The following is an 11094-nucleotide window of genomic DNA, read 5'->3' on the forward strand; positions in this document are numbered from 1 at the left end:
ATTTGTGACGATTGCGGTAGTTTTTGTTGCAACTGGAAATGCTTTGAAGTATAATATCAAGGCTGTCTAAAAACGGACGGCGACAGGAAGGTAACAGTAAGGTAGGAGGTTTGGCCCGGATGAAATGCAGATATTGCGGCCATGAAATCCCAGACGGGGTGTTATATTGCGAGAACTGCGGAAAAGAAGTCCGCATTGTTCCCGATTATAATCCTTTAGATGATATATTAGCCCAGGAGATCGTTGGTTCCATTAACGGTGAGCCCACAGGCCTGGATCTTTCAGACACAGAGAGACTGCGGCGTACTGCCTCCCAGCGCAGGACCACCGGACGGACTGGTCCTGCAAGAGGAGCCACCGGACGGACCGGTGCAGTAAGAGGAGCCACGGGACGGACGATGCGGGGTACCGGAACTATGACGGAGGACCGGGAAGCCCGCCGGCGGCAGGCGCAGCGACGGAAAGCCCAGCTTCGCAAGAAACGCCGGATCCTGCTGGCAGTGATGTTCCTGATCCTGGCAGCGCTGATAGGCGGCATTGTGCTGATCTATAAGAATTCCTATAACGGGATCGTAAGTGCAGGAAACAAGGCGTTGGAGCGGCAGGAGTACAGCGAGGCTTCCAGTGCGTTTCAGCGGGCCATTGGTAAAAATAAGGAACGTCCGGAGGCTTATACAGGCTTGTCCAGGGTTTATCTTGCCCAGAACGATCCGGACGCTGCGGAGAGTGTCTTCCTTGACGCCATCGAAGAGCAGGCAGGTAATTCTGATCTTTATGGAGCCTGTATTGATTTCTATATTGATACCAAGCAGCAGATGGAGATCCCGGGACTTCTGGACGAAGCCACCGATCAGGTGCGGGAGGCTCTTTCGGAATACATTATCGATGTGCCAGAGTTCAGCCTGGATGCGAAGGAAACCTATGAGGAGGTACAGCAGCTGACCCTGACGGCAGGAAAAGGCCTGACGATTTACTATACGGTGGACGGCAGCGACCCGGATACGGGAAGTACCAAATATACGGAACCGATCCAGCTGGACGAGGGAGAGACCACAGTGACAGCCATTGCGGTGAATAAGAACGGCATCCCCAGCATGCCGGAGGCGAAGGAGTACGTGATCGAGCTGCCCATTGAGGACGCTCCTGCGGTATCGCCCTCTACCGGACAATATGAGGCGGCCACCAGCATTGAGGTGAAGGTGCCGGATGGTTATGAAGCTTACTATACGACGGACGGCTCTGATCCCACTACCGCTTCTGCCAAATATACCGGCCCTGTTAATATGCCGGAGGGAGAGACTCTGTTTAAGGCAGTGCTGGTAAGCGGGGACGGACGGCTGAGCGGGATCACCACCAGGAATTATGTGCTGGAGTTGCCGTCAGACAGTTCAGAAGAATAGAGAAAGACACAGCCATTGCAGGAAATCTGCGCAGGCTGTGTTTTTTTGTGCCCGGTTATAGGTTGTCCTCTTGATATTTTCAGAAAGATACATTATCATAAAAGAAGTATGAAATGTTAGGAGGAAACGAGATGTACAAGATATTAAAGGCCGAGAAGCTTGCCGATATGATCTATCTGATGGACGTGGAAGCTCCTCGCGTAGCCAGGCATTGTCAGCCGGGACAGTTTGTCATCGTCAAGATGGATGAAAAGGGAGAGCGGATCCCGCTTACCATCTGCGATTATGACAGAGAAGCCGGGACGATCACCATCGTTTTCCAGACGGTAGGAGCTTCTACTACAAAGATGGCGGAACTGAAAGCCGGGGATGCTTTCCGGGATTTCACAGGTCCCCTGGGACGTCCGTCTGAATTTGTAGAGGAAGATCTGGAGAGCCTGAAGAGCAAGAAGATCCTGTTCGTAGGCGGCGGCGTTGGCGCGGCTCCGGTTTATCCCCAGGTGAAATGGATGAAGGAGCACGGCATCGACGTGGATGTGATCATTGGTTCCAAGACCAAAGACCTTCTGATCCTGGAAGACGAGATGCGCGCGGTGGCCGGGAACTATTATCCCTGTACAGACGACGGTACATACGGACATTCCGGAATGGTCACCACCAAGATCGAGAAGCTGATCGAGGAAGGCAACCACTATGATCTGTGCGTGGCCATCGGTCCTATGATCATGATGAAATTTACCTGTCTTCTGACGAAAAAGCTGGAGATCCCCACCATTGTCAGCATGAACCCGATCATGGTGGACGGCACGGGAATGTGCGGCGCCTGTCGGCTTCACGTAGGCGATGAGATCAAATTTGCCTGTGTGGACGGACCTGAATTTGACGGCCATCTGGTCAACTTCGACGAGGCAATGAAGAGACAGCAGATGTACAAGACCGAAGAGGGACGTGCGATGCTGAAATTACAAGAAGGCGACACCCATCACGGCGGATGTGGCCACTGCGGAGGTGACAAGTAATGGCGGATGTATTAAAGAGAGTTCCTGTGAGAGAGCAGGACGCAAAGGTCAGAGCGACGAATTTTGAGGAAGTATGTTACGGATACAATCAGGAGGAGGCCATGGAAGAGGCTTCCCGCTGCCTGAACTGTAAGAATGCCAAATGTATCCAGGGATGTCCGGTATCCATCAATATCCCGGGCTTTATCGCAAAAATCAAGGACGGCGATATTGAGGGCGCCTACAAGGTGATCGGAGAATCCTCCGCCCTGCCGGCGATCTGCGGACGTGTCTGCCCCCAGGAATCCCAGTGCGAGTGCAAATGTATCCGCGGGATCAAAGGCGAGCCGGTTTCCATCGGAAAACTGGAGCGTTTTGTTGCAGATTATGCCCTGGAGCATGATATCAAACCGGAGAAAGCCGACAAGAGCAACGGCCACAAGGTAGCCATCATCGGTTCCGGCCCGTCCGGCCTTACCTGCGCCGGCGACCTGGCGAAGCTTGGCTATGAGGTGACGGTTTTTGAGGCCCTTCATGAGCTGGGCGGCGTACTGGTCTACGGGATCCCGGAATTCCGTCTTCCCAAAGAGAAGGTAGTGAAAAAAGAGATTGAAAAAGTAAAAGAGCTGGGCGTAAAGTTTGAGACCAATGTAGTGATCGGCAAGTCCACCACCATTGACCAGCTGATGGAAGAGGAAGGCTTCGAGGCAGTCTTCATCGGTTCCGGCGCCGGACTTCCTATGTTCATGGGAATCCCGGGAGAGACAGCCAACGGCGTATTCTCCGCCAATGAGTACCTGACCCGGAGCAACCTGATGAAGGCCTTTGATGATTCTTATGACACCCCCATCGTGGCAGGCAAGAAGGTCGCTGTTGTAGGCGGCGGAAACGTGGCTATGGACGCAGCCAGGACCGCACTTCGTCTGGGCGCTGAGGTGCATATCGTATATCGCCGGAGCGAAGCAGAGCTCCCGGCCAGAGTAGAAGAGGTTCATCACGCGAAGGAAGAGGGCGTGATCTTCGACCTGCTCACCAACCCGAAGGAAATCCTGGTAGACGACAAAGGATGGGTCAAGGGTATGAAGGTGATCAAGATGGAGCTTGGCGAGCCGGATGCTTCCGGACGCCGCCGTCCGGTAGAGATCCCGGGGTCTGAGTATGAGATCGAGGTCGATACGGTCATCATGTCTCTGGGAACTTCTCCCAACCCGCTGATCGCTTCCACTACAACAGGACTTGAGACAAACCGGAAGAAATGTATCGTGGCAGACGAAGAGAACGGCCAGACCTCCAAGGCATATGTATTTGCCGGCGGAGACGCCGTGACCGGCGCGGCTACCGTAATCCTGGCCATGGGCGCAGGAAAAGCGGGCGCGAAGGGAATCCACGAGATATTATCACAGAAATAAATTTTTTTACGTCAATTTAGGACGTAGCCTTTTGCAAAAAGGCTACGTCCTAAATTGCGTTTTGGGGTGTACCCAATTGCATTCTTGTGCTATGATGATAGAAATGCTGACTTCATGGAGGAGTTATTATGACTGTTTTTTGGGGCCTTATCACGCCGTTTATCGGCACAACGCTGGGCGCCGCCTGTGTATTTTTCATCAAGGGAGAACTAAAACCCCTGATCCAGAAGGGACTTCTTGGATTTGCGGCAGGGGTAATGGTAGCGGCTTCGGTGTGGTCGCTTCTGATCCCTGCGATGGAAATGTCGGAAGACATGGGAAGGATGGCCTTTATCCCGCCGGTGGCCGGGTTCCTGCTTGGGATCGCCTTTTTGCTCCTGCTGGACCGGATCATCCCGCATCTTCATATCGGCTGTGAAGAGTCGGAGGGGCCAAAATGCTCTTTGAAGCGTTCTACTATGCTGGTGCTGGCAGTAGTGATGCACAATATCCCGGAAGGGATCTCCAGCGGCGCGGTGTTTGCCGGTCTTGCCACCGATAATGCCAGTGTGACGCTGGCAGGCGCTTTTGCCCTGTCTCTGGGAATCGCACTCCAGAACCTGCCGGAAGGCTTTATTGTTGCGCTGCCCATCCGGGCGGAGGGAAGCGGCAGAGGAAAAGCATTCTTTTATGGCGCTTTATCCGGTGTGGTGGAGCCTGTTGCCGGAGGGATCACCCTTCTTCTGGCGTCGTATATCGCACCGGCCCTTCCCTATCTCCTTGCCTTCGCGGCGGGAGCCATGATCTACGTGGTGGTGGAAGAACTGGTGCCGGAATCGGCCCAGGGCTCCCACAGTAATATTGGAACCATCGGATTTGCCCTGGGATTTGCCCTGATGATGATCCTGGACGTGGCTCTGGGGTAGGAGGAAGGAAGATGAACAACGACAGATTTTTCGACGGAGCCTGGTTTTTGGAGTTTGTGACAGAAAAGTTGAAACGCTGTCTGGAAGCAGTGGAGGACTCTCTCAGAAAAGGAAAAGAAGAGATCACCTCCATGCACGAATATTACTGGGGAAATTATGCGGAGATGGACCAGTACGGCTATGAGGATTACGACAACCAGCAGGCCCTTCTCCACCAGGTGAACGCCAATCAGGAGATCCTTCGCAAAAGGCACCGTTATCAGAGTATGCTGGACGCCCCCTTCTTTGGAAGAGTGGATTTCCGGTTTGAGGGAGAAGAAGATCCGGAGCCCATCTATATTGGAATCGGAAATTTTGATGAAGGAGACGGCAGGCTGCCGCTGATCTACGACTGGCGGGCGCCTGTCAGCAGTTTGTTCTATGATTTCGACCGGGGGCCTGCTTCTTATGAGGCACCCGGCGGAGTTGTCTGTGGGGAAATATGCGGAAAGTGGCAGTATAAGATCCGTCACGGGAAAATGGTATACGGGTTTGAGAGCGACACCAAGATCGACGACGAGATCCTGAAGCAGGAGCTGGGCAACAACGGGGATGTGAAGCTGAAAAACATTGTCCGCACCATCCAGAAGGAGCAAAATAAGATCATCCGCAACACCAGGGATGAGATCCTGGTGATCCAGGGGGCGGCGGGAAGCGGGAAGACTTCCATCGCCCTTCACCGGATCGCCTATCTTCTGTACCATGACCGGGAGAACCTTACCTCCTCCAATATCCTGATCCTGTCGCCAAACGGGGTGTTCGCGGACTACATTTCCCATATCCTGCCGGAACTGGGGGAGGAGAAGATCCGGGAAATGAGTTTTGATCTTTTTGCTTACCATGAACTGCGGGACACAGCGGCGGACTGTGAGGATAAGTACGACCAGCTGGAGCGGATGATGAAATGTCCGGATGAAGACCAGCAGGCATTGTTTGAGCGGAAACAGTCCCGGGAATTCGCAGGAGAGATGGAGGGATTCCTGGCGGTGCTGGAGGATCGGCTGATGGATTTCAAAGAGATTCGGTTCAAAGGCATGAAGCTTACCGAGGAAGAACTGATCCAGATGTTTTATTTCCGTTTCCAGGAGACTCCGCTTCTGGAGCGGGCCGGAGCGGTGATGGAGCATTTCGCGGACGCCTATGAGACTTTGCACCAGCGGGATCTTACGGAGGAAGAGCTGGAATTCCTGCAGCAGAAATTTGACAGCCTGTATGTGACCAAAGATCTGTATGAGATCTACAACTGGCTTCTGGAGGATCTGGGGCTGCCACTGCTGCCGGAGGTTCCCCTGGAGAAGCGGATCATCTCATATGAGGACGTGTACCCGCTCCTGTATCTCAAATACCGTCTCCGGAGGAAAGCCTCCCACAAGCGGATCAAACATCTGGTGATCGATGAGATGCAGGATTATTCCTATCTCCAGTATGTGATCATCGAGAACCTTTTCTCCTGCAGGATGACCATCCTGGGAGACCGGGCTCAGGCACTTTCAGACAGGCCTCAGGACGTAACTTCCTTCCTGCCGGGGATCTTCGGGAAGCGGCTTCGCCGGATCGACCTTCAAAAGAGCTACCGCAATACGGTGGAGATCGCCCGGTACGCCCAGCGGATCAGCGGGGAAATGGATCTGGACCTGCTGGAGCGGCATGGTCGGGAGGTGGAAGAGAAGACATTTCCATCGGAGGATGCGCTGCTGGCTGCAGTGGGGGACCGGCTGAGGCTGGAAGGAGAACATGGATTTGAAACTGCAGCGGTCCTTACTCTTACCCAGGAGGAGGCCTATGATATCTATCGGCTGCTGAAGCTTAAGGGGATCCCTGCTTCTTACGTGGACCGGGACAGCACTTCCTTTGCGCCGGGACTTACGGTGACCACCTTCTATCTGGCAAAAGGGCTGGAGTTTGACCAGGTATTCTCTCTGTGCGGGGACAAGAAAAATCCGCTGTGGAAGCAGGCCCGGTATATCGCAGCCACCCGGGCGCTCCAGGAACTCTATGTCTATGAGACAGAGGAAGGCGCATAGCAACCAGGAGAAAGGGTGGAGAATATTATGAAGATCACACTGATCACAGTGGGTAAGATAAAAGAAAAGTATCTGAAAGATGGGATCGCCGAGTACAGCAAGCGGCTAAGCCGTTACTGTAAGCTGGAGATCATCGAGGTAGCGGATGAAAAGACGCCGGATCAGGCCAGCGAGACAGTAGAAGAACAGATTCGGGATAAAGAAGGCGAACGGATCCGGAAATATCTCAGAGACGACATGTATGTGATCACTCTTGAGATCAACGGAAAACAGCTTTCATCAGAAGAACTTGCAGATAAGATGGCCGCTCTTGGACTGCAGGGGAAAAGCAATATCGCCTTTGTGATCGGCGGTTCTATCGGTCTTGGCAGAGAAGTGCTGAAGCGGTCGGATTATGCTCTTAGTTTCTCGAAGATGACCTTTCCCCATCAGCTTATGCGGGTGATCCTGCTGGAGCAGGTGTACCGGGGATATCGGATCATAAATGGAGAGCCGTATCATAAATAAGGACGGTTTTTTGTATTTGGGTATGGGATAGCGGGAAGCAATGGATCATGAAAAGTGTTTGGAAGGGAGTGGACAGATGATGTTCCGCTCTCTTTTCGTATGGGCAAGAAAGACAATGACAGGGAAATAAGCGAATGGTATAATGAAGTAAAACTAGGTCGACAGACTGGAATTTGCAGGACTGAAGGCTATAAACTAATAAAAATTTCCTTGTCAAAAAATCTTTGCGTTTATAATAGCGGACTGTAAAAGATGGATTGCTTTTCTTTTTGTTACATTCCACTGATAATATCCTTAGGAGGTAAAACGATGAGTATTGGAAAAACAATATTAAATGTTCGAAAGGAAAAAGGAATGTCACAGGAGGAATTCGGCGAATTATTTCATGTTACCAGACAGACGGTATCAAATTGGGAGAATGAAAAAAACTATCCAGATTTGAATACGTTAGTAACTATGAGTGATATGTTTGAAATTTCTCTGGATAAATTATTGAAGGAGGACAAACAAATGGTAAAAACAATAGATAAGGAAAGATTATACGGGAAGTATTATAAACATAAGCAATCTATTATTGATTTTTTTACAGGTGCTGGTACAGGACTAGTGATTTCGTGTTGTATTTCTCCAGATTCAATTAGAAGAACGGTTATACTTTGCATTGGGATTGCGATGTTTTTAATTGGTGGAGTTAAGAAACTTAGATGGGACAAAGAGGTTGTTAAGTATCTGGAAAAGCAAGAAAAGGAGCAATAAAGATACAAACAAATTCTAATTTATCTGTATACAATATAATGTCTAAGCTATAATAAAATTAGTCGTATGTAAGATTAAAGAAATGAGTTGCTGAGGTGGAGGTAGGAAGATGAACCATTTTGTATCAGAAATTTTTGCAGAGCCTGAGACATGGGGACTTCGCGGGGATCCCTTCCTGTGGGAATATTTAAAAAAATATTATGCGGATATTGAAATTCCATACTCCATTGAACAATTTCATTCAGAAATACTTTTGACTTTTCAAGAGTTTACAGGAAGGCCGCTTGAAAAAGGAGAGCAGTATATGGCTTCCGAATTTGCCAAAGTCCATGCAGGTATGTCAACTGGGCAGCTGGACGGTTCTTTTTGGATTGATAAGGCAATTCCTTTGCTTTTAAGCCGGCTGAAAAAATTAAATGATGAATCGGATTTTCCTTTTTATGATGCACCGAATGTGGCTACGATAATCTGCTGCCATATTTTAGATGATGGCAAACCTATTTTATATGTATCACATGATGAAGATGATGGAATGTGGCAGTTTTTGTGCGGTTCTGCGCATGAGACAGCGGAAGCAAGGCTGGTATCTTTAAAATCCGTTTTCGATTTGGATCATTCCGTTGGTGTGCTTAAAGATATGCCATGTGGCTGCTATGCGGAAAGAAAAACACAAAAGGATAATTGGATCGTAAAAAAGCGATAAATCCTTTTCTGTAAATACTTAGGAGAGAGTATTACCGTTCATAATTGGAAGCAAACTTCTGCAGCTTGCAAAAGAAGTTTCCCCAACTATGCTGTATTTTGGCGCACAGCCAGGTGTTGAGTCATTTTATGAAAAAAATGGGTGTGAAAAAAGTTTACAATCATATAGCATAAAAAAAGATAAATTCAACAAGAGTTAATTTGCAGGGAAAGAATATGATTCAGCGGCGAGATATACAAGAGACAATTTATAAGTATATTGCAAAACAAATGAATTGCGGTATACAGGATTTACATGCGGGTGAAACGATTTTTATCGAGGATGATAATAAACCGGAAAAGTATATAAAAATCCTAAGTATTGAGGATACAAATATTATCACCCTGTCTTCAGATTTATTTTCTGACGGGATGAGACAGCTTTGCGGAAAAAGCCGGGATGAACTATATGAGAGCAATTATGTGTTTGGCCAGACCTTGCATTATGTTCCTGATATAAATCAGATGAAGCTATTGCCTTTTGCTGAAGGGTATACCTTCGAATTACTCATTGATGATGAAATCAGGAAACTATATGGGATCAGAGGATTTGACAATTCGTTATCATTTGATGAGAATGGCAGTACTTCAACATGCTGGAATTGATGTTAAGAAGGCGTTCCGAGGAAAAAAGCTGGCTTCTCTATTGGTACATAATCTGACGGTTGAAATATTGAAACAAGGGAAAATACCATTTTACAGTGCTTCTGTGACAAATATCGCATCCCAGTCGGTCGCGATACGAAGTGGTTATATGCCTTTATGGACGGATACCTTTGGCGTTCGCGAGATTGTATGATCCGGCGTATGAAGAGGCGAAGTTACTCTGCGTTGCTTGCCGCAACGGACGGATTTCCCTAGAATAGTGATAGCAATTGAAAGAAGGAGGCTGTCCTATGTTAAATGAAAACTTGAAAGCGATCCGAAAATCAAAAGGACTCTCACAAGAAGAACTTGCGGTCAAGCTGAATGTAGTGCGCCAAACCATCTCCAAATGGGAAAACGGATTGTCGGTCCCCGACTCTGATATGCTGATCGCCATATCGGAAGCGCTTGAAACTTCCGTAAGCACTCTGCTGGGAGAAACTGCCGCGGTACCGGAAGCCGGGGATCTAAAAGCAATTTCTGAGAAACTGGAGATTATAAACCTGCAGCTTGCGCAAAGGAAGGAGACAAGACGAAAAATATTTCACTGGCTCTTTGTCTTTGTATGTGTGGTCATTGCGGCGGTTTTTGCGGCCTTGATCGTGTTAAACAGCCCCTATTTAGGCTGGGACTACAGCAATCCGGAAACGGCCGTTGTGGGAGTCGCTTTTCATGCGTTGGAATGGCTGTTTGTCAGACTGGCGCCGCTTATTCTTACAGGGGCGGCCTTGGGGATGTTTTTGACCAGAAAAAAAGTATAGACTGAGTGTGCTTTTGAGGGGAATGAAAAGATGGTTATCACAGGAACAAAATCCTATGTACAGATTGAAGATGATGAAGGGAATATCGCAAGGTTCAGCGGGGAAACCTGCCTCGGGGGATTTTACGCGTATGCGGAGGATGTGTCCTGGATCCGGCATACGGGAGAAGTAGCCGATGAAGATAGGATTGACCTGATCTATAAAGCGACTCAATACGGGAAAAATAATGATATAGAAGTGCTTTTTTTCGAGAGCAATGGCAAAGTGATGTTTGAGACAGAGCTTAGACTGAAGACAGAAGTTTACCTGTGCAAAACCTATTTTGTCTTTATGGGGGCAGTGGTTTTGCCCCTGCTTTTTTCTGTTTTGTTTATAGTGATACTGGGTGTGGCAAGCCCCGCCCTTAATGCCGCTCTCAGCATCGGGGCTTTTTTGGCTGCCGCGCCCTTTCTTATCTATGGGGTTCTGGTGTGGCGGTTCCGGATTGTTGCTGAGGGAGAGTTCGTAACTGTCAGGCCTGGATTTGGAAGAAGATATGGCTTTCATGTGGATGAAATAACTAGGATCGTTCGAAAAACGAAGATGGATATGGGGTGGGAAGAGGTAAAAAAGATAAAGATATATGCAAAACATAAGCATGTGTCGCTGAATCGCAGTATGATAGGGATTGATGAAATGGATGCGTTTCTTATGCGGCATGTTGCCCCTATGAAATTTATAAATACCTGTGAGAAATCTTGAAAGGGCTGGCAAGGAGAAAGGAGAGGCGCTGCAAAATGACCAAAGAAGAATACAGGAAAAGGATGGACGAAGATAACGAATGGGCGCCGGGATGGGATGCCATCGAGGCGGAATTTGACCGGTTATATCCTGGGAAGGAACCCGCTCATTATGGTACGGAGATTCACG

12 protein-coding genes are annotated in these 11094 nt (G+C 49.0%); all 12 read left to right on the forward strand.

Going from position 1 to position 11094, the window contains the following annotated elements; translation table 11 throughout:
• The first annotated feature begins 119 nt into the window (after nt 1-119).
• On the forward strand, nt 120-1400 hold the full coding sequence (locus ACML7B_RS03005; protein WP_418539272.1) for a chitobiase/beta-hexosaminidase C-terminal domain-containing protein: 1281 nt from the start codon (nt 120-122) through the stop codon (nt 1398-1400).
• A 131-nt stretch (nt 1401-1531) separates the two neighbouring features.
• On the forward strand, nt 1532-2419 hold the full coding sequence (locus ACML7B_RS03010) for a sulfide/dihydroorotate dehydrogenase-like FAD/NAD-binding protein (protein WP_346708429.1): 888 nt from the start codon (nt 1532-1534) through the stop codon (nt 2417-2419).
• Nucleotides 2419-3807, forward strand: coding sequence for an NADPH-dependent glutamate synthase (gene gltA / locus ACML7B_RS03015; protein WP_346708428.1), 1389 nt, complete (start codon nt 2419-2421; stop codon nt 3805-3807). Before ACML7B_RS03010 ends, gltA begins: the two co-directional genes overlap by 1 nt.
• A gap of 128 nt (nt 3808-3935) precedes the next feature.
• Nucleotides 3936-4712 carry a ZIP family metal transporter gene (locus ACML7B_RS03020; protein WP_346708427.1) on the forward strand — a complete coding sequence of 259 codons (777 nt, stop codon included), beginning with the start codon at nt 3936-3938 and terminating at the stop codon, nt 4710-4712.
• An 11-nt stretch (nt 4713-4723) separates the two neighbouring features.
• On the forward strand, nt 4724-6775 hold the full coding sequence (locus tag ACML7B_RS03025; RefSeq protein WP_418539273.1) for a HelD family protein: 2052 nt from the start codon (nt 4724-4726) through the stop codon (nt 6773-6775).
• Nucleotides 6776-6802: 27 nt separating this feature from the next.
• Nucleotides 6803-7282, forward strand: coding sequence for a 23S rRNA (pseudouridine(1915)-N(3))-methyltransferase RlmH (rlmH, locus tag ACML7B_RS03030; protein ID WP_418539274.1), 480 nt, complete (start codon nt 6803-6805; stop codon nt 7280-7282).
• A gap of 309 nt (nt 7283-7591) precedes the next feature.
• Nucleotides 7592-8038 carry a helix-turn-helix domain-containing protein gene (locus tag ACML7B_RS03035; RefSeq protein WP_106788251.1) on the forward strand — a complete coding sequence of 149 codons (447 nt, stop codon included), beginning with the start codon at nt 7592-7594 and terminating at the stop codon, nt 8036-8038.
• Nucleotides 8039-8147: 109 nt separating this feature from the next.
• Nucleotides 8148-8741 carry a hypothetical protein gene (locus ACML7B_RS03040; protein WP_242973548.1) on the forward strand — a complete coding sequence of 198 codons (594 nt, stop codon included), beginning with the start codon at nt 8148-8150 and terminating at the stop codon, nt 8739-8741.
• Nucleotides 8742-8956: 215 nt separating this feature from the next.
• Complete coding sequence (locus ACML7B_RS03045; RefSeq protein ID WP_418539275.1) at nt 8957-9385, forward strand: hypothetical protein; 429 nt, start codon at nt 8957-8959, stop codon at nt 9383-9385.
• Complete coding sequence (locus ACML7B_RS03050) at nt 9357-9578, forward strand: GNAT family N-acetyltransferase (protein WP_418539276.1); 222 nt, start codon at nt 9357-9359, stop codon at nt 9576-9578. Before ACML7B_RS03045 ends, ACML7B_RS03050 begins: the two co-directional genes overlap by 29 nt.
• 97 nt (nt 9579-9675) lie before the next feature.
• The gene (locus tag ACML7B_RS03055; RefSeq protein WP_418539277.1) at nt 9676-10185 is read left to right on the forward strand and encodes a helix-turn-helix domain-containing protein; all 510 of its coding nucleotides are present in this window, start codon (nt 9676-9678) and stop codon (nt 10183-10185) included.
• A gap of 30 nt (nt 10186-10215) precedes the next feature.
• Nucleotides 10216-10926 carry a hypothetical protein gene (locus tag ACML7B_RS03060; RefSeq protein WP_418539278.1) on the forward strand — a complete coding sequence of 237 codons (711 nt, stop codon included), beginning with the start codon at nt 10216-10218 and terminating at the stop codon, nt 10924-10926.
• Nucleotides 10927-11094: the final 168 nt, after the last annotated feature.

Origin of the sequence: Massilistercora timonensis (assembly GCF_048354975.1) — a bacterium.
Lineage (GTDB): Bacteria > Bacillota > Clostridia > Lachnospirales > Lachnospiraceae > Massilistercora > Massilistercora timonensis.

What these genes read in the sequence shown, in the direction of transcription:
- ACML7B_RS03035 (WP_106788251.1), top strand. Translation starts at nt 7,592, where the DNA reads ATGAGTATTGGAAAAACAATATTAAATGTTCGAAAGGAAAAAGGAATG.
- ACML7B_RS03005 (WP_418539272.1), top strand. Translation starts at nt 120, where the DNA reads ATGAAATGCAGATATTGCGGCCATGAAATCCCAGACGGGGTGTTATAT.
- gltA (WP_346708428.1), top strand. Translation starts at nt 2,419, where the DNA reads ATGGCGGATGTATTAAAGAGAGTTCCTGTGAGAGAGCAGGACGCAAAG.
- ACML7B_RS03020 (WP_346708427.1), top strand. Translation starts at nt 3,936, where the DNA reads ATGACTGTTTTTTGGGGCCTTATCACGCCGTTTATCGGCACAACGCTG.
- ACML7B_RS03045 (WP_418539275.1), top strand. Translation starts at nt 8,957, where the DNA reads ATGATTCAGCGGCGAGATATACAAGAGACAATTTATAAGTATATTGCA.
- ACML7B_RS03060 (WP_418539278.1), top strand. Translation starts at nt 10,216, where the DNA reads ATGGTTATCACAGGAACAAAATCCTATGTACAGATTGAAGATGATGAA.
- ACML7B_RS03050 (WP_418539276.1), top strand. Translation starts at nt 9,357, where the DNA reads ATGGCAGTACTTCAACATGCTGGAATTGATGTTAAGAAGGCGTTCCGA.
- rlmH (WP_418539274.1), top strand. Translation starts at nt 6,803, where the DNA reads ATGAAGATCACACTGATCACAGTGGGTAAGATAAAAGAAAAGTATCTG.
- ACML7B_RS03055 (WP_418539277.1), top strand. Translation starts at nt 9,676, where the DNA reads ATGTTAAATGAAAACTTGAAAGCGATCCGAAAATCAAAAGGACTCTCA.
- ACML7B_RS03025 (WP_418539273.1), top strand. Translation starts at nt 4,724, where the DNA reads ATGAACAACGACAGATTTTTCGACGGAGCCTGGTTTTTGGAGTTTGTG.
- ACML7B_RS03010 (WP_346708429.1), top strand. Translation starts at nt 1,532, where the DNA reads ATGTACAAGATATTAAAGGCCGAGAAGCTTGCCGATATGATCTATCTG.
- ACML7B_RS03040 (WP_242973548.1), top strand. Translation starts at nt 8,148, where the DNA reads ATGAACCATTTTGTATCAGAAATTTTTGCAGAGCCTGAGACATGGGGA.